The sequence below is a fragment of the Temperatibacter marinus genome (assembly GCF_031598375.1).
GTDB lineage: Bacteria > Pseudomonadota > Alphaproteobacteria > Sphingomonadales > Kordiimonadaceae > Temperatibacter > Temperatibacter marinus.
The window spans coordinates 1,600,539-1,626,253 of record NZ_CP123872.1 but is presented as its reverse complement, the minus strand read 5'-3'; the positions used below and the strand labels follow the sequence as shown (position 1 = coordinate 1,626,253).

Genomic DNA, 25,715 nt, shown 5'->3' with positions numbered 1-25,715 from the left:
CTCCCTTAATAAGGAATAAATGCCTTCAACGCAAAAAATATTTGATTATGCGAGATAGTCTCGGGCTTGCTCGACGAGCTCATCCATGATTTCTTGCATTGGCTGAACCTTTTTGACCATACCAACACTTTGGCCCGCCATGACAGATCCATGCTCGACATCGCCATCAATAACAGCTTGCTTTAAAGCCCCTGCCCAGTATTTTTCAATTTCCATCTGACCGTCATCCAACGCTATACCTCCGTCGTGGTAACGATTAATCACTTCTTGCTGCGTTTTCATGAAATCTTCTGTGGCAGCATTCTTTAGGGCACGAACTGGAATCACAGGGAAACGCTGATCAATTTGGACTGAAGCAACACTATCCCTTGCTGAAGCTCGAATAAAAGCTTTCTTGAAATTCTCATGAGCTTGACATTCTTCTGCAACAACAAACCGTGTGCCCAGTTGAGCGCCACTAGCACCCATCTCAAGATAAGAGGAAATCGCTTCACCGCGGCCTATCCCGCCCGCAATAAAGACAGGCACTTTATCCACTACAGGTAAAATTTCTTGAGCAAGCACCGATGTTGAAACAGGTCCAATGTGACCGCCAGCTTCGCTGCCCTCAATGATAATTGCATCAACGCCGCTGCGAACAAGTTTTTTTGCAATTACAGCTGTTGGCGCAAAACACATGAGTTTCGCTCCAAAGGATTTGATTTTCTCGATTGAAGGCCCTGTTGGCAATCCCCCTGCAAGGACAACATGGGTGACCTTCAACTCTTTACAGATGTCAATCAAAGCGTCTAGGTCAGGATGAAGAGTAATAAGATTGACCCCAAATGGCTTATCTGTCATCTCAGCAGTTGCTTCGATTTCGGCCTTTAACAGGTCAGGTGTCATACCGCCACAGGCGATCACGCCAAAGCCACCAGCATTGGAAATTGCTGAGACCAAATGTCTGTCAGAAACCCATGACATTGCCCCGCCAAGAATTGCGTATTCTGTTCCGAGTAATTCTGTGCCACGTGCCCAGAGGCTGTTCAATTTATCTACATTAGAAGTCATACCGCTTCCCCTTTATCTTTCGACCTTATACGTCAAAAACTTTATCTTCAAAAGCGTCTAGTCCAAATTCAGTATGGAGTGACCGCAAAGCAAGTTCTTTATAGGCTGCGTCAATAAGGACACTAATCTTAATCTCAGAAGTTGAGATTACCTGAATATTAATACCCTTTTCCGACAGGATATCAAACATGCGCTGCGCCACACCAGAATGTGTTCTAATCCCTACACCGATCAAGGAGATTTTCACAACATTTGTGTCGTAATCAATACGACGCACTCCAAGTTCCAAGTCATCCAACATCTTTTGAGAGCGGGGCAGGTCATCTTCATGAATGGTGAATGTAATGTCAGTTTCACCTTTTCTTGAAGCTGCCGTTTGGACAATCATATCGATATTCACATGCGCATCTGCCAAAGGCCTAAACAGTCTCGATACCATACCTGGCACGTCTTTCATGCCACGTAAATCAATTTTAGCTTCACCGTCTGTAAACGCGATGCCACTCACTATTTCTTGTTCCACAATCTCATCCTCACCAACAATCAAAGTCCCTGGCTTGTCTTCAAACGACGATAGGACTTGTGTTCTCACTCCATGTTTCATTGCAAGCGCAACGGAGCGTGTTTGCAATACCTTAGCGCCCTGCGAAGCCATTTCCAGCATTTCTTCGTAAGTCACTTTGTCTAATTTGCGCGCCCGAGGCACAATGCGCGGATCTGTCGTATAGACACCGTCAACATCCGTATAAATATCGCAGCGATCAGCCTTTAATGCCGCAGCCACGGCCACAGCCGATGTGTCACTTCCTCCGCGTCCAAGTGTCGTGATGCGCCCATCAGAGCTGACCCCTTGGAATCCAGCCAGTACAGCGACCCGCCCTTCCTTAAAACATGCCTCAATATTTTCTGGTTCAATCTCTTCAATCCGTGCGGCACCGTGCGTGTCATTCGTTTTAATTGGCACTTGCCAGCCAAGGAAGGAACGCGCGGGCACTCCCATTTCCTGAAGGCAAATCGATAGCAATCCAATTGTAATCTGTTCACCTGCAGCGACAACCGTATCATATTCCCTTGCATCATGAAGAGGGGCAGCTTCACGACAAAAGCCTACAAGATTGTTAGTTGTACCGCTCATTGCGGAAACGACAACCGCGACTTCGTGACCTTCATCCACTGCTTTTTTAACACGTTTCGCGACGTTGCGAATTCTATCCACATCGCCGACTGACGTTCCGCCAAATTTTTTGACTATCCTAGCCATAAATCAGGGTCCTTCTATTTCTACTTGGGTCACTTAAAACTTGGACTTGACCCAGAACTCTCCACAGCACATATAGATGTCATATGATATCTGAAGCAGATCAGGCTACTCCATAAGGAAAACTACTGCTTTAAGCAAGACTTAAACGTAATGATAAACTTAAATTGAAATTATGTTTCGTTGATGATCATGAAGATTGTATGATGGAATAAAGGGTATTTTATGAAAGATACAACACAGCACACTGACAATAGCATCGCCACTGGACAGACCGTTGATCCAGATGAAGTCGCCTTTTTTGCAAAAATTGCCGATACCTGGTGGGATCCGAAAGGTCCCTTTAAGCCTTTGCATCAACTAAATCCGACCCGGCTAACCTATATCAGGCAACAATGTGAAGCCCATTTCTCCCTCGATCCCCAGGGCTTACAACCACTTAAGGGGCTTACTGTTCTCGATATTGGCTGCGGCGGCGGGCTAATTTCAGAACCCATGTGCCGACTTGGTGCAACTGTCACAGGTGTTGATGCCTCAGAAAAGAATGTGAAAACTGCTCTCGCACATGCACATCAGACAGACCTTGATATCACCTATGTCAACACAACCTCCGAAGCCCTCGCAGAAGCCGGAGAAAAATTCGATATTATCATCAATATGGAAGTCATAGAACATGTTGCTGATGTGCAGGCTTATCTCACTTCATGCAAAAAACTACTCAAACCCGAAGGTATTATGCTTGTGTCAACCATTAGTCGAACAGCTAAGTCCATGCTTTTTGCAAAGATTGGAGCAGAATATATTATGCGGTGGCTGCCAGTGGGTGCCCATGATTGGAATAAATTCATCACGCCAGACGAGCTTCAACATTATTTATCTGACGCTGGTTTTTTATCAAGCCGAGCCACAGGATTCTGTTATAACATGCTGAAAGGCAAATGGCGCTTGGACGAGACAGATACAGCCGTTAATTATGCCGTCTCTGTAACAATTCCTTAACTATCCTGTTTTGGCGAGAGAGGTAGAGGAAGAATATCAACACCTTCTTCTAATAAATCTTCCGCCTCTTGAGGGGTCGCTTCGCCGTAAATTGGTCGTTTCTGGCTTTCCCCGTAATGTATCTTTCGAGCTTCCTCAGCAAACTCTTTCCCAACATGATCGAATGTTTTTTCAACATGGTCGCTGACAGCCTTGACTGCCTCTTGAAAAGCCTCTTGCATTTCTTGAGGCATATCCTTGCCCAATAAACCAGCTGAGCGACCCTCAGTCGATATCTTAGACTCAGTTGCATCCCGAGCCTTATCACGGGCTGTATCATTGCCTGCAGCAGAAGACCTTTTCTGAGATCTTTCAGTCAAAGTCTCGGACTTTCCAATCCCGCTGCTCACCTCATTTGCGCTAGAAACTTCCGAATACTTTTCAGAATATGCATCATCTTTTTGATTAGATTTAACTGCAATATTTGGTGCCATAATTGCTTTTGATATGTCTTTATCACCGCAATAAGGGCATTCTAAAAAGCCAGAGTGCCTTTGACCATCAAAATCTTGAGAAGATCGAAACCAAACTTCGAATTGATGGGAGTTTTTACATTTTAAATCAAAGACGATCATCAGTTAAACTTCTTTAAATTTCTAGGGAGCGAGTGTGCTGAAGGGAGGGAATTTTTGACCGTATTTTATCAACAAGATATGAATCAACATCAACCATATAAACTCCCGTAGCCTCCTCATCTATCGTTCCTCCTGCATCAAGGAGGACCTCTCCCCAAGGATCAACAACAAGAGAATGACCGTATGTTGCTCGGCCAGTTTGGTGCATCCCACTTTGAGCTGGAGCTATGATATAACAGCCATTTTCGATGGCTCGAGCCCGAAGCAAACTATGCCAATGTGCTTTGCCGGTAGGCACAGTGAAAGCCGCAGGCACAAAAATAACCGCGACACCTTCATCAGCCAAAGCCCGGTAAAGATAAGGAAACCGCAAGTCATAGCAAATTGTCATACCTAGATGAAGGCCATCCAGGCGTGCAGAAACAACCCTATTCCCTGCTTCATACAGAGCACTTTCTCGGTAACTTTCTCCATCGGGCAAATCAACATCGAATAAATGAATTTTATCGTAGCGTCCTACAATCTGCCCCTGCTTGTTTATCAAAATTGATCGATTTGCAAGCCGATCTTCTTGAACTTTCACAATCAGAGACCCCAACAAAAGACTTACACTGTTTGTGTTGCAAAATTCTTGACAGGCCTTCAGAAAAAAATCCTGCTCTTCATAGGTCGTGTTAGACAAGATGCGCTGACGATTCATATCAAGAATATTGGTACACTCGGGAGTGACGATTAAATCTGCACCTTGATTTACACCTTCTTGTGCATACGAAAAAAGTGCCGAAAGATTATCTTCCGGCACAATTGATGAATTAAATTGTACGACACCGATTTTAGTCATAACTGACATTACCTGAAACTCACTGCTCTGTGAATGAAAAGATAAGAAAGTAATCTATTAACTTGCAATCGCCAACATGGGTGTCAGATCACCTTGACTCTCAAGGGAATATAAATCGTCACACCCACCAATATGCTCACCCCCAATAAATATCTGAGGGACCGTATTACGACCACTTGCTTTTGATCGCATTTCTGCTCGCGCAGTCGGATTCATATCCACATTAATTTCTTTATACGGGACATTTTTCGAGTTCAATAATGCCTTTGCGCGATAGCAATACGGACAGAGGCTTGAACTATATATAAGAACATCTTTCATTTTATTACCCTTACTCTTAACTCGATACCCATGTATTTTTATACTGGCTACAGCTTAACAGAGTGTAAACTTACACTTAAATTTTGTACCTAAATTAATTGTATTACCCACAATTTAACGTCTCAAACACTTTTCACAAGCAAAACCTTTCGTGTAACTTATTATGTTCAAAAGGATAATTCTGAAAACATCCACCCTTTAACCACCCGGGCATAAGTCACCACATAAACTTTTTTTACCCCATATTTTTTTAATTCTCGTGCACATTCTTGAACCGTTGCCCCCGTGGTATAAACATCATCTATTAGGAAAACCCTCGCATTCGCAACCGAATCAAAGGACCAATTTTTATTGACTGTAAAAGCCCCTCTCACATTCTTATTTCGATCCTCTTTCCCTAAGCCACCCTGAGATTGCGTCGCCTTTTTTCTTTGCAGTAGGGCCGGGCGATAGTGATACTTTAATGCCTTCGCGATGCCTTGCGCCAACAAGGCCGATTGGTTAAACTTTCTTTTCGCCAATCGACTCCAATGTAAAGGAACAGGCACGACGAATGTGGTCTCGTGGCATTGAAGACAGAGGCCTGAACTTAAAACAACAGAGACCATCTGTTTGATCATGACGCTTGAGGCTGCATATTGTTGACCATGTTTTAATTGAAGCACTAATCTTTTGGCAGCGCCTCCATAAACGACAGCTGAAAAAGCGCGGTCATATTCTGGCTGGGTCTGAAGGCATTGCCCACATGACGACCTTTCAGGCGTTGGTACATCAAAGGGCAAGGAACAAGAATAGCAGCAGGGCTTAGAGATCATAGAGAGTTGTTGAAAACACGCCCCACAAATATTTCCTGCTGTCATGACCTTTTGCGAACAGAGACCACATCGCGGCGGTAGAAGATAATCAACTACCATGACCAAAAAGTCTTTTGATATTGTCTGGAATGTCTGTATCAAGTTTCGCATTCATGTCCTTTACTCGGACTATAAAGTGCTTTTCCCTCGTACCCCAAAACACTGAACATAAGAAATCCTTCTATTGTCTGTATGTTTTTCTTGCCATAAAGCCTTCATGTGGATAGACAAATATCCATGAATAAAATGACTATTTTTGACCGCGATCTCTTGAAAGCTCGGCGTGTGAAAGCACTTCAGCAACAGGATCAATTCGATTTTCTACACCGTGAAGTGGCCGACAGACTTTCTGAGCGCGTTGAAGAAGTCAAACGTGACTTTGAAACGCCCCTACAAATGGGCCTTCTCGGGGGCCTTCTTCCTTGCCTTCGAAACCATTCCAATCTGACCCGCGCAGATCGAGTAGCCATCGACACTGACTTAGTCCTTTCACTGGACGAAGAATTCTTAGACCTTGATGAAAAGGGATATGATTTATTTGTTAGCCATATGCTGCTCCACTGGGTTAATGACTTGCCTGGCGCTCTTGTTCAAATGAATAGAGTATTAAAACCAGATGGCCTCTTTCTCGCCAGTCTTATTGGAGGTGAAAGTTTAAAAGAATTAAGGGATTGCCTTTTGCGGGCTGAAACTGAAATTTCAGGAGGGGTGAGCCCGCGGGTTTCTCCTTTTGTGGATGTACGTGATGCGGGCAGTTTATTACAACGAGCAGGCTTTGCTCTTCCTGTCACAGATCTAGATACAATAACTATTGAATATGAAAACCCCTTAAAATTAATGCAAGACTTGAAAGGCATGGGGGAAAGTAATGCCATTCTAGAGCGTAGAAAAGGCGCGACACCGCCAAGAATATTGATGCGTGCTGCAGAAATATACCTTGAAAGATATCGTTTACCTAATGGCCGTATTCCAGCTACTTTCCAAATCATCTATCTCACTGGATGGGCACCCCATGAAAGTCAACAGCAACCCTTAAAGCCGGGCAGTGCTAAAATGAGTTTGGCTGACGCTTTAAATAGCCAAGAGAAGAAATTTTAAGGGATCGCCAAAGACTACAAGATCAATCCGCTAATAGTCTTCTTCTTCCAAATCATCCGGTCTAGGTAAATTTGCCATCTCTCGAAACTTTATCGAGAATTTCTTATAGAGCCAGGCTGGGAGGAAAGAGTGGAAGAGACGTCTTTTCCCGCGACGACCTTGAGCAATATAGATGCCCGTTGGATGTTTAAAGATCTTTTCTCTAATCATCGTACTTTCTTCAAGTAACTCATCTTTAATGGCAGAAGGTATCGTTGAATTATAAGCCTTAGCCTGACTCATGCGACGCCAACTTCTGATCCACATAAAGCTGCTAGCCAGGGCTACAAAACCTAGAATACTGATGGCCACTGACATATAAAAAGTATTGTTGTCATCCCCCATTCTAACCTTCTCGAGTCCCTGATCTAAATAATGACGCAAGGCAGGTGTTACTTCTGGCTCTAAAGAACCATCTGCTTTGAAAGCGTAGATGCGACCATCTTCACGTTTGACGGGGGCTAGCATTCCATTTCCGCCGTAAACAGAAATATACCCATTTGAGGCAACTGAAATTCCATAAACAGGAGCCGCAAGACAGCTCACTTTCAAGACAGCCATATTCGGCTGTTGATGATAGAGCTGATACTCATTGATCCGCGGGCAATTATAACGAAAATGCTTAATTGCTTGGACAAGTTGTATGGCGATTGTCTCTGGACGATCATCCTGTCTGATCGAAGTATAAACACTCAGAGCAATCTCTTGAGCTGTTGGTTCTGAATTTTGTGCCACAACATCCTTCTTTATGAAAAAGAAAGATAGAAACACCAAGAGACTCATCGTTATACGTAGCTTCATAACACTAACATTTTTCCATTCAAATTAAGCAAACGCAAATAATACAATGCCGCTCTTTATCATAATCGTAAAGCCCTAAAAGTTGCAAGTTTCTCTGCAATTTAGAATAAAAGCGAAATTCAAGTCAAAAAAACTTTGGCAAAGTAATCATATGTAATATTATTGATGAATAAAAAAGGGATCGAATCCATATAAATATTCACGAACTTATCATTACAAAAAGTTAGTGATTATAAGTATTCGTGATAGAATAAGCTAGTGTTGAAATAAAAGTGATTATTTAGGGATAATCAATGCAAGTATCTGAAGTATTTTTGGGCAATCAACATATTGCTCAACATCTCCTGAATTTCATCCGTGGATGGAACAGCAATCCTGATCACTATATTATCCCCCCCTATCTGAATTTTTCACCTATGTCTTTAAAAGAGCTATTAGCTCACACTTCAATTCTTGAGATGGATAAAGCTGGTGGGATCTTCTTCAGACTTTGCGGTTCTGAGATCGAAAAAATATATGGGCGATCTTTAACGAACACCTATATGTCAGACCTGTATGACGATCTGAGCGAAGCTGAATGTTTGAATGAAATTTACGCACAGGCCATTATTCAGGGCTGCGGGCTGATCAAAATTTCTGTAAAACACTTCATAGGAAATACTTCAAGCTATCCCATGTTGAAACTCTGTTTGCCGATGTCGCATCCACGTTCTTTGGGCGGCAATTTACTTCTTTGTCTTTCCGTCTATCCAAGACCCTCCTCCTCTGGATTAGAAATGCAGAACACGACAAAACTCGCAAATGATAAATGGCTGAATTTGAGTTACTTGAATTTTTATGACAATTTCAAGACATCTATGATGTCCCGAAGAAGCAAGCTTACATTTGAAGCAAAGAATTTAAATGTGGAGACCATCAATTTTGATCACTTCACTGATCTAGCCGAAGAAATATCGGAAGAACTCCCAACATCAACCCCCGCAGCTGTAGCTTTTGAAGACACCCATCTCTTTGCATAATTACAACACTTTAAAAGTCTTGCTTTTTCTCTCTTATTAGTCTGAGAGCTGACCATTTCTGGCCTTTTTTAACGGGGAGAATTGCACTCATCGCTTGATCATCGGGCTCCTGATCAGACAGAAGGTTTCTTAAAATTAAAATATCACCATCTGCTGTGTCAATAGAATCTGCTGTAGGGCCATAGATTGGCTCCCCACCTTCATCAGCCGTTTGTAGAATTAGTTCTACAGTATGGGAACATTGTCCCGCCCGTGTAAGGTTTTCGCTGCTACCGGGTAAATCAGGGTCCACAAAATCAATCCGGGGGAGATATTGACCCTCTTCCTCGAAAGCCAACACATTAAACTGTTCAGCAAACTGATGGTCTGCTCCGGCTGCTTTGGCCAATCGATCTGCCACGGCAAAAGTCACCATATTATGATCTTCTTGCCAATAGGATGCAACGAAGCCTTTGCACTGACTATGGGCGACCCATTCGCCGCTATCCATATCATATTCTGTAGCTGCTTGAAGCCTTGGTGCACTCAACGCTTTGATATACGCACAGATAGAAAGAGGGATTGCTGCCTCAATTTTTTTAACGTTCGGTCGATCCATAATTGTTTTGGCATCTTTTGGAGTCCAGACCGTTAACTTATGCAGGCTTGTCTTGACAATATCAGGGTCAAACGCTGGTAGCGGCGCTTGGTCCATTGTTGGTTCTTTTACAGCACCAGCGAGTGTCTTATATTTCTCGGCATTTGGGTGACCCAACTCCAGAGCACGCCCGACCCAGTAGGCAGCAATATCGTGATCATCCTTTTCTGAATCTTCAGAGAGCGTTGAGGCAATATACAGCCCCGCATGAAGGTTTTTCCGGCAAGCGGCGGCTCTCATTAATTCTGTGGCTAGATCTGTTTGGGCCTGAGCTAGAATCAATAAGAAAGCCAACTCAACCATAGCCGGACTATGGCCTCGCACAGCACTCAACAACAAGAGATCAACTGCTTTGGTCCAACTTCGCTCGGTTCCAGCTCCTTGAGCAACCAAGGCTGTATATAGCTGTACAGAAGGCATGTGCCAACTCTTGACGCCAGCTTCTAAGATCGTAATGGCTTGGGCAACATTGCGCTCGAGGTTAATCCCTTTTAAGTAAAAATTTGCCAGTGTAAACCGCGCATCACCATGCCCATTTCCTGCAGCCTTTTTTAACCATGTTACAGATTGTTCCTTATGCCCTTCGGCACCAAGAATTGAAGCAACTTGATACATGGCATCAACATCACCTGCTTTGGCGGCCTGCACAAGCTGCTCTGGGCTCAAAGCCTGTTGATCAGTCATGGGGAATTCTCCTTCGTCAGAGACAGCTCACAAAGATATTATGTATCTTTCATTTTCAAGGCATCAATAAAGGCTGAATGCGGAATTTCAACTTTGCCGTATGTCCGCATTTTTGCTTTCCCTTTTTTCTGTTTTTCTAGCAGTTTCTTCTTCCGCGTGATATCCCCGCCGTAACATTTAGCTGTAACATCTTTTCGCATAGCAGAGATTGTTTCTCGGGCAATAACTTTACCGCCAATAGCTGCTTGAATTGGAATTTTAAAGAGCTGACGGGGAATTAAATCTTTCAGACGATCACACAGAGCACGTCCCCGGCTCTCAGCAGCACTTCGGTGAACCAACATTGAAAGCGCGTCAACCGGTTCTGCATTTACTAGAATTGACATTTTCACCAGATCTGACTGGTCATAGCCAGCCATCTCGTAATCAAAAGAGGCATAACCGCGCGACACAGACTTTAACTTATCATAAAAGTCATAAACAACTTCATTCAAAGGCAATTTATACTTTAGCATTGCACGTGATCCGGCATAAGATAGGTCTTGCTGAATACCCCTTTTGTCTTCACAGAGCTTGAGAACTGCCCCTAAATAATCATCTGGCACAAGAATTGTTGCTTCAATCCATGGCTCCTCAATGAGGTCAATTTTCACAACATCCGGCATATCAGCAGGGTTATGAAGTTCTAGGACATCTCCATTCTTCATATGCATTCTATAGATAACGCTAGGGCTTGTCGTGATCAACTCTAGATCAAATTCACGGTATAGACGCTCTTGAATGATTTCCAAATGGAGCATGCCGAGAAAGCCGCAACGATACCCATAGCCAAGTGCCATCGAACTTTCAGCCTCAAATTCAAAGGAAGCATCATTCAACCGTAACTTTGCAAGGGCATCCCGAAGGCGTTCAAACTCGCTACTATCCGCAGGAAAGAGGCCGCAAAAGACAACAGAACGACTTGGTTGGAAACCTGGTAGAGCCTGATCGCATTCTCGTTTTGATTCCGTAATGGTATCCCCTACATGGGTATCTGCAACTTCTTTAATGGATGCTGTGATAAAGCCGACTTCACCAGGACCAAGCTCTTTAACAGTCTCAGTATTAGGTGTGAAAACGCCCACACGATCCACTTTGTGTTCAGAGCCTGCAGCCATCATTTTGACGGTTTGTCCCTTTTTGATCTTTCCATCAATCACACGAACTAGAACCATGACGCCCAAATAACTATCATACCAGCTATCCACCAACATCGCTTTGAGCGGCGCATCAGGATCACCAAGTGCCGGCGCCGGCAAGCGCTCTACAATTGCATCCAGCACATCTTCAATACCAATACCAGATTTAGCAGACGCTTCAACGGCTTCTGTTGCGTCAATACCAATGACATCTTCGATTTGCTGACGCACGCGATCAGGTTCTGCTGCGGGCAGGTCAATCTTATTCAAGACAGGAACAATATCATGATCATTTTCAATCGCTTGATAGACGTTTGCCAAGGTCTGAGCCTCAACTCCTTGCGATGCATCAACCACTAGCAAAGAGCCTTCGCAAGCAGAGAGACAGCGGGAAACTTCATATGCAAAATCAACGTGGCCTGGGGTGTCCATCAGGTTCATCACGTAGTTTTCACCGTCTTTTCCTTTATATTCAAGGCGAACAGTCTGAGCTTTAATTGTAATTCCACGCTCGCGCTCAATATCCATATTATCAAGCACTTGGTTTGTCATTTCGCGATCTGAAAGTGCCCCTGTAAACTGAATCAACCGATCCGCAAGGGTGGATTTACCATGGTCAATATGAGCCACGATCGAAAAGTTACGAATGTTCTTTAACTCTGTCATTCTTTTATACTCGGTCACAGGCACGTGTCGCGCCTGACTTTCTTATTGGTTATTTAATCAATTTATTCAGGGATCACACGATCAGGAGAACGATGCCCATCCATAAAGCTCTGGATGTTGATCAAGACTTTGTCGCCCATTGCCTGTCGTCCTTCTATCGTAGCACTACCCATATGCGGCAAGAGCACAACATTATCTAATTCCAAAAGCTTAGGGTTGATCTCAGGTTCTTGCTCAAAAACATCAAGGCCTGCCCCTGCGATACGCTTCATTTCAAGCATGTCTGCAAGAGCTTCTTCATCAATAATCTCTCCGCGTGCCGTATTAATCAAAATCGCATGAGATTGTAGCTTCTTGAGACGTTCACGATTGAAAAGGTGATGTGTCTCTTCCGTGAGAGGACAGTTAATGGAGATGAAATCCATACGTCCAATCATTTGATCTAGATCTGCCCAGAATGTAGCCTCTAAATCTGCTTCAATTTCCTGAGGGAGGCGGCTTCTATTATGATAATGAACAGCGATATCAAATGCCTTGGCACGTTTCGCGACTGCCTGCCCGATGCGCCCCATGCCCACAATACCCAGGCGCTTGCCTTGTAATCTTTGGCCCATCAAAAAGGTTGGAGTCCAGCCTGTCCACTTGCCTTCACGGAGGATTTTTTCACCCTCAAGAATGCGTCGCGGGACAGCAAGCAGCAGCGATAGGGCCAAGTCAGCCGTATCATTTGTCAAAACCCCTGGAGTATTCGTCACAGGAATTTTCTTTTCGCCAATTGCTTTCATATCAATATGATTGGTACCAGCCCCAAAATTAGCAATGAGTTTAAGCTGCGGCCCTGCCGCCTCAATAACCTGCCTATCGATTTTATCCGTAACTGTCGGAACTAGAACATCCGCAGTCTGAACGGCCTCAATCAACTGCTCTCGAGTATAGGGTGTATCCGTTAAATTCAAAGTCACATCAAAAAGTTCCGCCATGCGCGTTTCAACAACATCAGGCAGTCTTCTTGTTACAATAACTTTTGGTCTTTGAAGTGAAGAATTCATCTACTCATACCCTCAGGAATTCCGAAAAAATTCCTATCGATTATCCTATTAAAAGGCTTGATGTTCTCTTCCTTATTCGCAATGATAACATGCTTATTCACAGAAGATCATTCTAAGCCACTGGTTTAGATGTCTCTAGCAGATCGTGCTTGATGGTGCAAACATTGTTGCACGCCCAAGCCCTGGATAAAGAGGATAAAATGGATTTTTCTTTAAAAAATTGCTTCCAAATAAATATCGCTGTCATTTTTACATTTTTCAGTCTGTTTATTGCTTCTAATCCAAGTCACGCACAAGAAAGAGGCGCTTCTGGATACCCTCTTCCTCGATTCGTCTCCATAGCCCATAATGTGGCCAATATGAGAACGGGCCCTAGCACGGACTATCCAATCAAATGGGTCTATCATCGTAAATATTACCCGCTCGAAGTGATTGACGAGTATGGACCATGGAGAAAAGTTCGCGACTTAGACGGAACCGTTGGGTGGATGCATACACAGGTCTTGTCAGGGAGAAGAACAGTATTGATCACTAAAGATGGGCATAGCTTGACCAAAGAACCCATACTAGGCAGCGAAAAAGCTATAATTGCCGATAAGGGCGTTATCGGTCGCATCCTCTCATGTGCCACTTCTTGGTGCCGTCTTGAGATTGACAATGTAAAAGCATGGGCCAAAACTTCGACTTTGTACGGCGTCTATCCAAACGAAGTCATTGATTAGGTTTGTTATGCGTATAGAAATTATCCCTTACACATCAGACTATAGAAATGATTTTGCCCAGATCAATTTAGAATGGCTCACTCAATTTTTTCGTGTTGAAGAAGTTGATGAAACTGTCTTAAATGATCCTGAACAGCATATTCTCGATAAGGGTGGAGAGATTTATTTTGCCCAACTCGATCAGCAGTCTATCGTTGGCGCAATCTCTCTTAAGCACCAAGGAAATGGCCTCTATGAGCTCTCTAAGATGGGCGTTACACCTGCCGCACAAGGATTAGGGGCTGGTGCTCTTATGATCAAGCATGTGATAAAACGCTTTCATGAATTAAAAGGCCGCACTCTCTATCTTGAGAGCAATGACATTTTACGGGCAGCAATCTATCTTTATGAAAAGCATGGGTTTCATCATAAACCCTTCCCGTTCGACAGCCACTTCGAACGAGCAAATGTGTATATGGAATATGAAAACGATTCACCAACGCCTGTTAACATTAGCCCTGTAGAAACAGCTGGAGAAATTGCACTCGTGAAAGGGTTTTTCAGGGATTATGCTCTCTGGCTTGAAAGTCAAACGGGTCTTTCTCTAGAATTTCAGGGCTTTTCAGAGGAAATGGCAACCTTTCCATCAAAATACCGCTGTTTACTGCTTGCTTATCAAAACAAAAAACCGGTCGGGGCTGTGGCCCTCCTTGATCATGATCCTACCATTTGTGAGATGAAGAGATTGTGGGTTAAACCAAATGTACAAAAATCGGGTATTGGAAAAGCTTTAAGTATTTGTATTATGAACAGGGCAAAAAATTACGGGTATCATACAATGCGCCTGGACAGTCTCAAGCGCCTTGCTCCTGCCGTAAGGCTCTATCAGTCTCTCGGCTTTAAGGAATGTGATCCCTATAATGAAAACCCGGAAGATGATGTAACCTATATGAGCAAAAAATTGTAGGAAAGTAACTATGGCAAATGGTCAAAAAAGACGCTTTTTAAGATATATTCTATCCTTTGTTATCGCATTTGCCACAGCTGTTGGTATTCATGCTTTTGTCTTCACTCTCACTCAAAGAGAATTGCTTTCTGTGATTATTGGAGTATGGCTTTTGCTCATGCTTGTGACATATCCTTTAAACCGCATTGATCTGGGCGGTGAAAAAAAGACAAAAGGCAAAAAAAAGAGACGTAGGTAAATAGATCTTAGCAAAAAGATAGAGGACAAAAAAAGAGCGGCCTCAAAATCGGGCCGCTCAAATCATTGATAGGTTTAATCCTATAAGCCTTCTTTAATGCGATCGAACAATTCCTTCACTGACGGTGTATACCCGTTCGAATAAAAAGGATCCGTTGCAAAGCGGAAAGCATTATGTCCGGCAAAGGCAAGGTTATGATCAACCGAGCCATCGTGGGCAATATCGTCAAGCGTTTTCTGAATACAGAAAGAGCGAGGATCAGCAAGACGTCCTGTGGAATTCTTCTCGTTATCTGCCCAGCTTGAAAAGCGGCACTGACTGAGACATCCAACACAATCCGCTTGATCTTTTCGAATTTCAGCAGATTTCTCATCACCTACAAAAATGAGTGTGTCATCAGGTGTTTTCATCGCTGTATCGTGTCCAGCAGCAATCCATTTTTCGGCATCGGCTTTATCATCGCCTTTAACCCAGAATTTCTTGCGCGCGACTTCAAGCAAAGAATTATGTTCTTCACACTGTGATTTCGCGAAAGAAATTTGACGCTGAGCACGCTCCACAAGTTCCCCAAGGAAACTGTTTTTCACAGCACTTGAGAAAAAGCCTGTAGGAGAGAAATTTTGCAACAACACATCGCCCTCTTTTAAGGTACGCAGAAGATCTTTCCATTTATCAGAAATAGGGCTTTCTTTTGTTAGAAGAGGTCGCGTACCAAACTGGAAAGAAATCTTGCCAACTTCAGGATTATTAATCCAATCCTTCCATTCATCAAGCTTCCATACACCGCCTGCCATAATAATGGGGACATTCTGTAGGCCAAATTTATCCATAATTTTTCTGAGCTCTACCACCCGTGGATATGGATCACCTGGCGCTTCGGGATCTTCTGCATTTGACAAGCCATTATGACCGCCAGCGCGCCATGGGTCTTCATACACAACGCCGCCAAGCAAGTCGCCGTATTTTTTAAAGGCACGCATCCACAGCAGTTTAAATGCCCGACCCGAAGAAATAATTGGGTAATAATGCACGCCATAACTTGCCGCTAACTCGCCAAGTTTAAAAGGCATTCCGGCGCCGCATGTAACACCGTGCACCATGTCTTTAGTTTTTTCTAAAATGCCATGAAGCGCTCTTTGAGCACCACCAAGTTCCCATAACATATTGATATTGATGAGGCCTTCACCCTTGGAAATTTCCCAAGCTTTACGAATTTGATCAATGGTCCCATCAATCGAATATTGCACCATCTCATCATGGCGCTCTCTGCGTGTGCGGCCTTTATATTCGTGTGGTATAACTTCACCATTCTCATCATAACAATCTGCGATAACGGCAGAAATAGTTCCTATGCCGCCGGCTGCAGCCCAAGCACCAGAACTCGCTCCAGTAGAAATTGAGACACCTTTACCACCTTCGATAAGAGGATAGACTTCTTTACCGCCTAAGCGGATCGGATCAATAATTGACATTTACACTTCCCTTATGGGTCCATTATACATTGTATGTATAAACCCGATTTCTTAGGATTTGCAACAGTTTCACCTGTTATCAATAGAGAAAAAACACCTAAGAATTACTAGTACATATTAAAGTGAAGAGCGGGCTGAAGCCTCACCCCGCTCTTCGAACTTTTTAGTCACGTGGACGACGCGGACCGCGTTTTCCACCACCTTTAGGCGCTTCTTTTGGAGGCGCTGCATTCGGATCAGTTTCACCAGTTTCTTGGTCAACCACACGCATAGAAAGACGTACTTTTCCGCGAGGATCAATTTCAAGACACTTGACGTAAACTTCGTCGCCTTCTTTGACAACGTCTGTCACATTCTCTACGCGCTCTTCTTTAAGCTCAGAGATGTGCACAAGACCATCTTTAGACCCCATGAAGTTCACAAAGGCACCAAAATCCATCAAGCGAACTACTTTACCTTTGTAGATAACGCCCACTTCTGGTTCAGCAACAATGCCTGTAATCCAAGCTTTAGCTGCATCAATTTCTTCAGCATTTGAAGAAGCAATGTTGATTGTACCATCGTCTTCAATGCTCACTTTAGCACCAGTTTGCTCAACGATTTCACGGATCACTTTACCGCCAGTACCAATCACTTCACGAATTTTGTCCACAGGAATTTTCATGGTTTCGATACGAGGAGCATGAGCAGACATTTCAGTACGTGTACCGGAAAGGCCCTTGCTCATTTCATCAAGGATATACCCGCGACCACGGCCAGCTTGCTCCAGAGCAACTTCCATAATTTCTCGTGTAATACCTGTAATCTTAATATCCATCTGAAGTGCTGTCAGGCCCTTTTCGGTGCCCGCAACTTTAAAGTCCATATCACCAAGATGATCTTCGTCACCTAGGATATCAGAAAGAACAGCAAAATCATCGCCTTCTTTGATCAGACCCATTGCAATACCAGAGACAGGGCGTTTAATTGGAACACCGGCATCCATCATAGCGAGGGAGGCACCACATACAGATGCCATCGAAGAAGACCCATTAGATTCTGTGATTTCAGAAACAAGGCGAATTGTATAAGGGAAGCTATCATCTTCAGGCATTACTGCATGAACAGCACGCCATGCCAATTTACCATGGCCAATTTCGCGACGGCCTGCGCCACCAAGACGACCACACTCACCTACAGAGTAAGGAGGGAAGTTATAGTGAAGCATGAAACCATTTTTATTAGTGCCATCTAAACTATCAACATATTGAACGTCATCGGAAGTTCCAAGTGTCGCGACAACAAGACCCTGTGTTTCACCCCGTGTAAACAAGGCAGAACCATGGGCACGAGGAAGGACACCAGCTTGTGCTTCAATGTCACGCACATCGTCAAGTTTACGACCATCAATACGCTTACCAGTTTTAATGATATCACCGCGTACAATATCTTTCTCAAGCTTCTTAACCAAGTCGCCCATGATCACGCCTGTCATTGGGCTGTTCTCATCTGCGATACGGGCTTCAAAGGCAGCGGCAACATCGGCTTTAACAGCAGAAATCTTAGCCACACGGTCTACTTTATCAACAGTAGCATAGGCATCACGAAGGCCAGCTTCACCGATTTTAGCAATCTCAGCTTTTTCTTCTTTCCACTCTGGCGCCTCAGCAAGATCCCAAGGTTCTTTGGCACATTTTTCTGCAAGATTAATGATCCCATTGATGACAGCTTGCTGCTGGTCATGGCCATAAACCACTGCACCTAGCATCACATCTTCAGAAAGCTCATTCGCTTCTGATTCAACCATAAGAACGGCGTCATGTGTTCCAGAAACAACAAGATCAAGCTCACTATCTTCTAGTGCTTCCTTACTTGGGTTAAGAATATATTCACCATCTTTATATCCAACCCGCGCACAACCGATTGGGCCCATGAATGGAATTCCCGAAATTGTTAGGGCTGCAGAAGCGCCGACCATAGCAACAACATCAGGTTGGTTTTCACCGTCATAAGAAACGACCGTACAGATCACCTGAACTTCGTTTTTGAAACCTTCTGGAAAAAGAGGGCGGATAGGACGGTCAATCAAACGGCAGATCAGTGTCTCTGCTTCAGTCGGACGTCCTTCACGCTTGAAATAGCCGCCAGGAATTTTACCCGCAGCATAGAATTTTTCTTGATAGTTAACGGTCAGAGGGAAAAAGTCCTGACCTGGTTTTGGAGAGCGAGCACCAACAACAGTACAAAGGACTGTGGTCTCACCCATAGATGCCATTACAGCACCGGTTGCCTGGCGCGCAACGTGGCCAGTTTCTAAAACAAGGGTGCTATCACCCCATTGAATTTCTTCTCTTGTAATATTAAACATATTTAACCTTCCGAAGTCGCGAAATAAAAGTTTCTCTACTCTTCGACTTCTTGCATTGTCCCCATGACAATACACCATTTCAAAACTACACAGGCGACCGGATCGTCATCCTGCTGAATCAATAAAACACGGCCCTTGCCGTGATTTACAAAATTAGGGGCAATAGAGTGTCTGAGACATGACCACTCCCCTTAAAAAAATAGGGCTGGTATGAGACCAACCCTATCTTAGATTACTTACGTAGACCCAGACGCTTAATAAGGCTCTGGTAACGTGCTTCGTCTTTTTTCTTCAAATAATCAAGCAAGCTACGGCGCGAGTTAACCATTTTCAGAAGACCACGACGAGAGTGGTTATCTTTTTTGTGAGACTTGAAGTGATCTGTCAGTGTAACAATACGATCTGTCAGAATAGCAACCTGTACTTCTGGTGATCCTGTGTCACCTTCTTTTACAGCATACTCTTTAATAACTTCAGCTTTACGCTCAGCAGTAATCGACATCGTCTTCTCCTTTTTAAAAACGTTACATATTGAAGACACGCAGAGGCTGAAACCCGGTTTCGATTGTCTCAGCAATTGCTACTGGACGGTTATCAAAAACCAAAATCACTGTGCCCTGCACGCTCTCAGCACCTTGAAGCAATTCTCCTTTGATCTGACGACCAAAAGATAAATCTTCCGCTTCACTTCCACTTACGGCTACCACCGGGATGTCGTCCAGTGCAGTCATAAGCGAGAGCAGAAGGCTCTGAGCCGGCGCACTATGGCTTAATTCTTCTAGTTTTTCCAGCGAAATCGCATCTTTTTCCTGAAAAGGGCCCACACGTGTTCGCCGCAAATAAGAAACATGCGCTCTAGAGCTGCATTTCTCAGCAATATCCCGCGCAAGTGACCTTATATATGTTCCTTTTCCGCATTCAACACGCAGGTGTGTTTCAAGCGAATCACTATCATGACAAAGGATTTGTATCGAATCGATTTGAACCAGACGGCTTTTGAGGACGACCTCTTCCCCTGCCCGTGCTAGATCATAGGCTCTTTTGCCATCTACTTTAATTGCACTATAGATGGGAGGTGTCTGACTTATAAGACCTGTAAAAATAGGCAACTGAGCTTCTAGCTCGGCTTTTGAAGGAAAGACATCGCTGACATCAACAACCTCGCCCTCAAGATCATCGGTCGTGGTGGAAGATCCCCACTTCATTTTAAACTCATATGTTTTTGAGGCATCAACGATGAAGGGCATCGTTTTTGTTGCTTCCCCAAGTCCGATGGGCAGCACACCTGTTGCAAGCGGGTCTAACGTCCCTGCATGTCCGGCTTTTTGAGCTTTGGTTAACCAGCGAACTTTTCCAACGACCTGGCTACTGGATAGGTTCAGCGCTTTATCGATAATAATCCAACCGTCGAGCTTTTCACCCTTGCGCTTTCTTCCCATGAACTACTCGCCAGAACCTGAAATCTCAGGAGAATCTGTACTTTCAGGAGACCCTCCGTTTTCAGAAAGATCTGATGACTTTAGGTCCCTTTGAACTTTTGGATTGCGCAGCAATCCATCAATGTGGGAAGCCTCATCAAAGCTTTCATCCAATTTGAATTTCAAATTTGGGATATATTTCATATGAACCGTTTTTGAGAGATGTTTACGCATCTCTGGCGCCGCCTCTTTCAATCCTGTAGCAACAGCTTCTAAGTCACGCCCCCCTAGTGGCATGTAGAAAATCGTCGCATTTCTAAGATCAGGGCTAACACGCACTTCAGAGACAGTGATAGAAGCAGAGGATAAACTCTCAACGGATACATCACCCCGGCTTAGAAAAGAAGAAAGGCTGTGACGGATATTTTCCCCCACTCTTAAAAGGCGGAGCCCGCCTCCCCCTTTTCTTTCACGCTCATTTCTCATGATTTTGTCCTTAGAACAATCAGAAAGCTAAATTATAGCTTTCTTTCAACTTCTTCCAGCTCATAAACTTGCAGTTCATCGCCAGCACGCATCTCATGGAAGTCCTCAAAAGTAAGACCACACTCTTGGCCACTTTCAACCTTCTTAACATCGTCTTTGAAACGACGAAGGTTTTCAATTTGACCTTCATAGACAATGACGCCGTCCCGAAGAATGCGCGCCTTAAGGTCGTTCCTAATATTACCTTCAAGAACACGACACCCTGCAGCCTTGCCTTTTTTGCCGGCCGTAAAGACATCTAGAATTTCAGCAGAGCCAATTACATTCTCTTTAAATTCTGGACCAAGTTGGCCAGCCATTGCCGCCTTCACATCATCGATCAAATCATAAATGACGCTATAGAACTTCATAGCAGTTCCTAAACTTTCCGCACTTTCACGGGCTTGCTTATTCGGACGCACATTAAAGCCTATAACCATAGCATCTGAAGCATTCGCCAAAGTAATGTCAGATTCAGTAATACCACCGACAGCCCCGTGTAGGACACGACAAGCAATGTCGTCATTCCCTGCTTTTTCAAGAGCCGCTGTAATTGCTTCAACTGACCCTTGAACATCTGCCTTCAAGACCACTTGGAAAGATTGTGTTTCTCCAGATTCTTTAAGCTGAGTAAACATTGCTTCCATTGTTTTTGGACCGGCAGCTGCCAAGGCTCTTTTCTTTTTGATCTGCTCTTGACGATAATCAACAATCTCACGGGCTCTTGCCTCGTTAGAAACAACAGCAAAGTCATCTCCTGCAGAAGGAACGCCACCAGCACCGAGAACCTCAACAGGCACAGACGGTCCAGCTTCTTTCACTTGCTGTCCTTTATCGTTGACCAACGCTCTCACGCGGCCCCATTCAGCACCAGCAACAAAGATATCACCAATTTTCACTGTCCCTTTTTGAATAAGAGTGGTTGTTACAGAACCACGACCTTTATCCAACTTGGCTTCAACAACCACACCGTTTGCAGCACGACTTGGGTTTGCTTTCAACTCCAGAAGTTCAGCTTGTAAAAGAATTTGTTCTTTCAAATTATCTAGGCCCAAACCTGTTAGGGCTGAAATTTCAACTTCCTGAACATCCCCAGAGAAGCTTTCTACGACAACTTCTTCCTGAAGAAGCTCTTGTCTCACACGATCAGGGTTAGCGCCCTCGCGATCCATTTTATTGATGGCGATAATCAAAGGAACACCCGCAGCTTTTGCATGTGCAATTGCTTCTTTTGTTTGAGGCATAACGCCGTCATCTGCTGCAACAACGACAATACAAATATCTGTAACAGATGCACCGCGTGCACGCATTTCCGTAAAGGCTGCGTGACCTGGTGTATCTAAGAAAGTAATTTTCTGACCCGAAACTTCGACTTGATAGGCACCAATATGCTGAGTAATACCACCAGCTTCACCTGACACAACATTCGCCTTACGAAGAGCATCCAAGAGGGATGTTTTACCATGATCAACGTGACCCATCACTGTGACAACTGGTGCACGAGATGCTAGATCTGTTTCATCATCTTCAGCCCCAGAGATACCAATCTCAACATCAGAATCAAGAACACGTTTTGGCTTATGGCCAAATTCTTCAACCACCAATTGGGCAGTATCTTGATCAAGAACCTCATTAATAGTGGCCATAACACCCATACCCATAAGGACTTTAACTAAGGCAACGCCTTTTTCAGCCATTCGGTTTGCCAATTCTTGAACTGTAATCACTTCAGGAATTGTAATTTCACGGCTCTGTTTCTTAGCTTCTTGTTGATCCCCTTGCTGGCGTTTTGCTTTTGCTTGCGCCCGTTTCATCGCCGCAATTGAGCGTTGACGACCGCCCTCATCACCAGAAGTTGCTTTCGCAATTGTAAGTTTTCCTCCGCGACGGTCATTATTTCCACGACCAGCTCCACGACGGTTTTCTTCAGTTTTACGTTTGTCTTTGGTTCTCTTTTGCTTACCACGGCGTTTTTCATCGCCTTCTGTAGCAGTGGCAGCGGCACTCATATCAGCCTTACGCGCTTCAGAGGCTTTTCTAAGTTGCACAGCGCGCGCTTCAAGCTCTGACTTTTTCTTCGCTTCATCTTCTTCTTTTTCGCGTGCAGCAGCTTCAGCCTCAGTGCGCTTTGCCGATTCTTTCTCAGCTTTAACACGCGCTTCTTCTTCAGCTTTCTTCTGAGCAGCTTCAGCGGCTTTCCGCTCAGCTTGTTCTTCTACGCTGCGCTTTGCGGCTTCGGCCTCTTCAAGCTTTTTACGCTCTGCATCAAGAGCAGCCTGCTTCTTCGCCTCTTCAGCCTTGCGCTCGGCATCCTTTTTAGCTTGCTCTAAAACCAGTGCACGCTTTTCCATCTCTGTATCGGAAAGCCCTCCTGGATTTGATCGCTTTTTAGGCTGAAACCCTGCAGGCTTAGACTGACCAGAGGATTTACTCTCTCCCGCTGGAGCCGTTGTACCCGGCGCATTTTTAAGAACGCGTTTCTTTTTCCGTTCTACCACAACCGCCTTACTGCGACCATGACTAAAGCTCTGACGGACTTGGCCAGTTTCAACGCCTTTTCCGACACCTAATTTTGGTGTTAATGTCAGCTTCTTATCGTCACTCATAGTATACTCTTTTTCCTTCAGCAAGCGGGGTCGTTACTCTTCCACCAATCCTGCGATTCCATTCAAACGGCTCAAATCCGCTTCTAGTTTACCAAGTGCTGCCCCTTTTAGCAAAAGAACATGCACTGCATTATCTCTTCCCAGCGCAGAGGACAAATCGTCACGTGTAAATATATCACACTCTGCTACTGGCGTATCAGTGTACCCTTGCACACTGAACTTAATCTTTTTCCGCCCATCTTCTCCTGCATCATTTGCCTGAAACAGATAAACTGGCTTACTTTTCTTACCGAGCGCTGCTTTGATTTTATCAAAGCCTGTCACAACATGACCCGCCCTTTGTTCTATACCAAGACGATCCAGCACCCTCTTTTTAAGAAGATTTTCCAAAAGAACGAGCAGTGCCTCTGGAAGCATCTGGGGGGTTACTTGGGTCTTTAGGGACCGTGCAACCGCCTTTAGTATTGTTTTTTTGTCAATCGCTTCCTCGATGAGGGAGCGATCTGTCTTTATCCAAACCCCTCTTCCTGGGAGTTTTGCCGCAAGGTCAGGCGTTAAAAGATTTTCAGGAGACAGAACAAATCGGATCATTAAATCCTTGTCCATCACGTCCCCAGATAAGATACACTTTCTCTCTGGGGATTTATCCCGTTTCTCTTTCACTAACTAACTTCCTACTCTTTCGAGACAGCCTCTTCAGCAGCCTCTTCCGTCGCAGTTTCAGCCTCGACAGCCTCTTCGCCTTCAGCATCACCACCTTCTTTAGTGGCATCACCTTCAGCAAGGTCAGCTTCATCCAACCAGCCCAAAGCCATACGAGCAGACATAATCATCTGACTCGCATCTTCTTCACTGAGACTAAAGCTGCGGAGAATTCCATCTTCCTTACTTGTGAGCTCATCAGCGGCACAGTAAGCAAAATCCTCAAGAGTTTTCACCTCTTCTTCACCCAAGGCCACCAGCATGCGAGGATTTAATCCTTCTACATCCAATAACTCGTCAGAGACACCAAGCTCGCGACGCTTATCGTCAGCTTCACGGTTTGCGCGCTCAAGGTAATCCGTAGCCCGGCGCTGAAGCTCAGAGACTAGCTCTTCTTCAAAGCCTTCAACACCCAAGAGCTCTTCCGCTGCAACGTAAGCAACTTCCTCAACTTCGGTGAAGCCTTCAGCAACAAGTAGATGCGCCAATGTATCATCAACATCCAAAGCTTCAATGAAGCGATTAGACATAGCCATAAACTCTTCTTGACGACGCTCAGATTCTTGAGCCTCTGTCATGATATCGATTGTCCAGCCCGTAAGCTGCGATGCAAGACGCACATTCTGACCGCGACGACCAATCGCAAGAGATAGATTGTCGTCAGGCACAACCACTTCTACACGGTTCCGCTCTTCATCCATTACCACTTTGGTCACGATAGCAGGCGCTAGTGCGTTCACAATAAAGGACGCAACATCTGGATTCCACTGAATGATATCAATCTTCTCACCTTGAAGCTCGTTAACAACGGCCTGAACACGAGATCCACGCATCCCCACACAGGCTCCCACAGGATCAATAGATGCATCATTTGCATTCACAGCTATTTTTGCACGCGAGCCTGGATCACGAGCAACAGAAAGAATTTCAATCACATTGTCATAAATCTCAGGTACTTCTTGAGCAAAAAGGGCTGCCATATAGTCAGGCTTTGTGCGGCTCATGAAAATTTGTGGGCCGCGATTTTCGCGGCGCACATCATAGATGATGCCGCGGATGCGTTCGTTATTTCTAATATGCTCACGCGGGATCACTTGATCACGACGCATTACAGCTTCTGCACGGCCTAGATCAACAATCACATTACCGTACTCAACCCGCTTCACAACGCCCGTAATAACCTCACCGACCTTGTCTTTGAATTCATTGTACTGACGCTCTCGCTCTGCATCACGGACTTTTTGTACAATCACTTGCTTCGCTGTTTGCGCTGCAATTCGTCCAAAATCCATTGGCGGCAATGGTGACGCCAAGAAGTCGCCAATCTCAGCATCTTCCTTGTCTAAGCGAGCCTCTTCGAGTGAAATCTGCGTTGCAGGCTCTTCAACTTCTTCCACAACTTGGATGACACGGAACAAGCGAATATCACCAGTCTTCTTATCAATCTGAGCACGAATTTCATTTTCAACGCCATAGCGCGAACGTGCAGCTTTTTGAATAGCCTCTTCCATCGCCTCAAGAACGATATCCCGATCAATTGATTTCTCACGTGCTACAGCATCTGCGATCTGTAGTAATTCTAAGCGGTTTGCACTGACAGCAGTAGCCATCATATTTACTCCATTGTTGCG

24 protein-coding genes are annotated in these 25,715 nt (G+C 44.5%); 6 read left to right on the top strand and 18 right to left on the bottom strand.

From position 1 onward, the window contains the following. Nucleotides 1–45 precede the first annotated feature (45 nt). Nucleotides 46–1,050, bottom strand: coding sequence for an NAD(P)H-dependent flavin oxidoreductase (locus tag QGN29_RS07340; protein WP_310797203.1), 1,005 nt, complete (start codon nucleotides 1,048–1,050; stop codon nucleotides 46–48). 25 nt (nucleotides 1,051–1,075) lie between these two features. Beyond that, complete coding sequence (locus QGN29_RS07335; RefSeq protein WP_310797202.1) at nucleotides 1,076–2,311, bottom strand: aspartate kinase; 1,236 nt, start codon at nucleotides 2,309–2,311, stop codon at nucleotides 1,076–1,078. A gap of 222 nt (nucleotides 2,312–2,533) precedes the next feature. Here QGN29_RS07335 and ubiG point away from each other — a divergent pair, with 222 nt between their 5' ends. Continuing rightward, nucleotides 2,534–3,307: a bifunctional 2-polyprenyl-6-hydroxyphenol methylase/3-demethylubiquinol 3-O-methyltransferase UbiG gene (gene ubiG / locus QGN29_RS07330; protein WP_310797201.1), complete on the top strand. Its 774-nt coding sequence runs from the start codon at nucleotides 2,534–2,536 to the stop codon at nucleotides 3,305–3,307. Here ubiG and QGN29_RS07325 read toward each other — a convergent pair. The 4 genes from QGN29_RS07325 to QGN29_RS07310 all read right to left on the bottom strand — a co-directional run bounded on the left by QGN29_RS07325 (nucleotide 3,304) and on the right by QGN29_RS07310 (nucleotide 6,048). Next, a complete protein-coding gene (locus QGN29_RS07325) occupies nucleotides 3,304–3,921 on the bottom strand; it encodes a DUF1178 family protein (RefSeq protein ID WP_310797200.1) in 618 nt (205 codons plus the stop codon). The two genes, ubiG and QGN29_RS07325, sit on opposite strands and share 4 nt — an antisense overlap. Before the next feature lie 13 nt (nucleotides 3,922–3,934). Then, nucleotides 3,935–4,771 (bottom strand): carbon-nitrogen hydrolase family protein, encoded by an 837-nt coding sequence (locus QGN29_RS07320; protein ID WP_310797199.1) that lies wholly within the window; start codon nucleotides 4,769–4,771, stop codon nucleotides 3,935–3,937. A 48-nt stretch (nucleotides 4,772–4,819) separates the two neighbouring features. Beyond that, nucleotides 4,820–5,083, bottom strand: a complete 264-nt coding sequence (grxC, locus tag QGN29_RS07315; protein ID WP_310797198.1) for a glutaredoxin 3 — start codon at nucleotides 5,081–5,083, stop codon at nucleotides 4,820–4,822. A 167-nt stretch (nucleotides 5,084–5,250) separates the two neighbouring features. Then, entirely contained in the window at nucleotides 5,251–6,048 is a 798-nt protein-coding gene (locus QGN29_RS07310; RefSeq protein ID WP_310797197.1) for a ComF family protein, read from the bottom strand. Nucleotides 6,049–6,174: 126 nt separating this feature from the next. Between QGN29_RS07310 and QGN29_RS07305 the strand changes: the two genes are divergently transcribed. After that, on the top strand, nucleotides 6,175–7,035 hold the full coding sequence (locus tag QGN29_RS07305; protein WP_310797196.1) for a methyltransferase domain-containing protein: 861 nt from the start codon (nucleotides 6,175–6,177) through the stop codon (nucleotides 7,033–7,035). 30 nt (nucleotides 7,036–7,065) lie between these two features. Here QGN29_RS07305 and QGN29_RS07300 read toward each other — a convergent pair whose 3' ends face one another. Continuing rightward, nucleotides 7,066–7,809: a hypothetical protein gene (locus QGN29_RS07300; RefSeq protein ID WP_310797195.1), complete on the bottom strand. Its 744-nt coding sequence runs from the start codon at nucleotides 7,807–7,809 to the stop codon at nucleotides 7,066–7,068. A 359-nt stretch (nucleotides 7,810–8,168) separates the two neighbouring features. Between QGN29_RS07300 and QGN29_RS07295 the strand changes: the two genes are divergently transcribed. Then, nucleotides 8,169–8,894, top strand: coding sequence for a PAS domain-containing protein (locus QGN29_RS07295; RefSeq protein WP_310797194.1), 726 nt, complete (start codon nucleotides 8,169–8,171; stop codon nucleotides 8,892–8,894). 10 nt (nucleotides 8,895–8,904) lie between these two features. On the opposite strand, the gene QGN29_RS07290 is transcribed toward QGN29_RS07295, so the two are convergent. The 3 genes from QGN29_RS07290 to QGN29_RS07280 form a co-directional block, all read right to left on the bottom strand. Next, a complete protein-coding gene (locus QGN29_RS07290; protein ID WP_310797193.1) occupies nucleotides 8,905–10,215 on the bottom strand; it encodes a hypothetical protein in 1,311 nt (436 codons plus the stop codon). A gap of 38 nt (nucleotides 10,216–10,253) precedes the next feature. Then, entirely contained in the window at nucleotides 10,254–12,059 is a 1,806-nt protein-coding gene (gene lepA / locus QGN29_RS07285; protein ID WP_310797192.1) for a translation elongation factor 4, read from the bottom strand. A 62-nt stretch (nucleotides 12,060–12,121) separates the two neighbouring features. Further along, nucleotides 12,122–13,108: a 2-hydroxyacid dehydrogenase gene (locus tag QGN29_RS07280; protein WP_310797191.1), complete on the bottom strand. Its 987-nt coding sequence runs from the start codon at nucleotides 13,106–13,108 to the stop codon at nucleotides 12,122–12,124. A 200-nt stretch (nucleotides 13,109–13,308) separates the two neighbouring features. On the opposite strand from QGN29_RS07280, the gene QGN29_RS07275 reads away from it, so the two are divergent. From QGN29_RS07275 to QGN29_RS07265, 3 genes are read left to right on the top strand one after another with little or no spacing between them, the layout of a single operon-like run. After that, nucleotides 13,309–13,830, top strand: a complete 522-nt coding sequence (locus QGN29_RS07275) for an SH3 domain-containing protein (protein ID WP_310797190.1) — start codon at nucleotides 13,309–13,311, stop codon at nucleotides 13,828–13,830. Nucleotides 13,831–13,837: 7 nt separating this feature from the next. Then, a complete protein-coding gene (locus QGN29_RS07270) occupies nucleotides 13,838–14,776 on the top strand; it encodes a GNAT family N-acetyltransferase (protein WP_310797189.1) in 939 nt (312 codons plus the stop codon). Nucleotides 14,777–14,786: 10 nt separating this feature from the next. Then, nucleotides 14,787–15,014, top strand: a complete 228-nt coding sequence (locus QGN29_RS07265; protein ID WP_310797188.1) for a hypothetical protein — start codon at nucleotides 14,787–14,789, stop codon at nucleotides 15,012–15,014. Nucleotides 15,015–15,094: 80 nt separating this feature from the next. Here QGN29_RS07265 and QGN29_RS07260 read toward each other — a convergent pair whose 3' ends face one another. The 8 genes from QGN29_RS07260 to nusA form a co-directional block, all read right to left on the bottom strand. Beyond that, nucleotides 15,095–16,486: an NAD(P)H-dependent flavin oxidoreductase gene (locus QGN29_RS07260; RefSeq protein WP_310797187.1), complete on the bottom strand. Its 1,392-nt coding sequence runs from the start codon at nucleotides 16,484–16,486 to the stop codon at nucleotides 15,095–15,097. A gap of 163 nt (nucleotides 16,487–16,649) precedes the next feature. After that, nucleotides 16,650–18,833: a polyribonucleotide nucleotidyltransferase gene (gene pnp, locus QGN29_RS07255; RefSeq protein WP_310797186.1), complete on the bottom strand. Its 2,184-nt coding sequence runs from the start codon at nucleotides 18,831–18,833 to the stop codon at nucleotides 16,650–16,652. Between the two features lie 232 nt (nucleotides 18,834–19,065). Then, nucleotides 19,066–19,335 carry a 30S ribosomal protein S15 gene (gene rpsO, locus QGN29_RS07250; protein WP_310797185.1) on the bottom strand — a complete coding sequence of 90 codons (270 nt, stop codon included), beginning with the start codon at nucleotides 19,333–19,335 and terminating at the stop codon, nucleotides 19,066–19,068. A 22-nt stretch (nucleotides 19,336–19,357) separates the two neighbouring features. Continuing rightward, nucleotides 19,358–20,272 carry a tRNA pseudouridine(55) synthase TruB gene (truB, locus tag QGN29_RS07245; RefSeq protein WP_310797184.1) on the bottom strand — a complete coding sequence of 305 codons (915 nt, stop codon included), beginning with the start codon at nucleotides 20,270–20,272 and terminating at the stop codon, nucleotides 19,358–19,360. A 3-nt stretch (nucleotides 20,273–20,275) separates the two neighbouring features. Continuing rightward, nucleotides 20,276–20,737 carry a 30S ribosome-binding factor RbfA gene (rbfA, locus tag QGN29_RS07240; RefSeq protein ID WP_310797183.1) on the bottom strand — a complete coding sequence of 154 codons (462 nt, stop codon included), beginning with the start codon at nucleotides 20,735–20,737 and terminating at the stop codon, nucleotides 20,276–20,278. A gap of 32 nt (nucleotides 20,738–20,769) precedes the next feature. Then, on the bottom strand, nucleotides 20,770–23,382 hold the full coding sequence (gene infB / locus QGN29_RS07235) for a translation initiation factor IF-2 (protein ID WP_310797182.1): 2,613 nt from the start codon (nucleotides 23,380–23,382) through the stop codon (nucleotides 20,770–20,772). A gap of 33 nt (nucleotides 23,383–23,415) precedes the next feature. Beyond that, a complete protein-coding gene (locus QGN29_RS07230) occupies nucleotides 23,416–24,045 on the bottom strand; it encodes a DUF448 domain-containing protein (protein WP_310797181.1) in 630 nt (209 codons plus the stop codon). 11 nt (nucleotides 24,046–24,056) lie between these two features. Further along, nucleotides 24,057–25,697: a transcription termination factor NusA gene (gene nusA / locus QGN29_RS07225; RefSeq protein WP_310797180.1), complete on the bottom strand. Its 1,641-nt coding sequence runs from the start codon at nucleotides 25,695–25,697 to the stop codon at nucleotides 24,057–24,059. Between the last annotated feature and the right edge of the window lie 18 nt (nucleotides 25,698–25,715).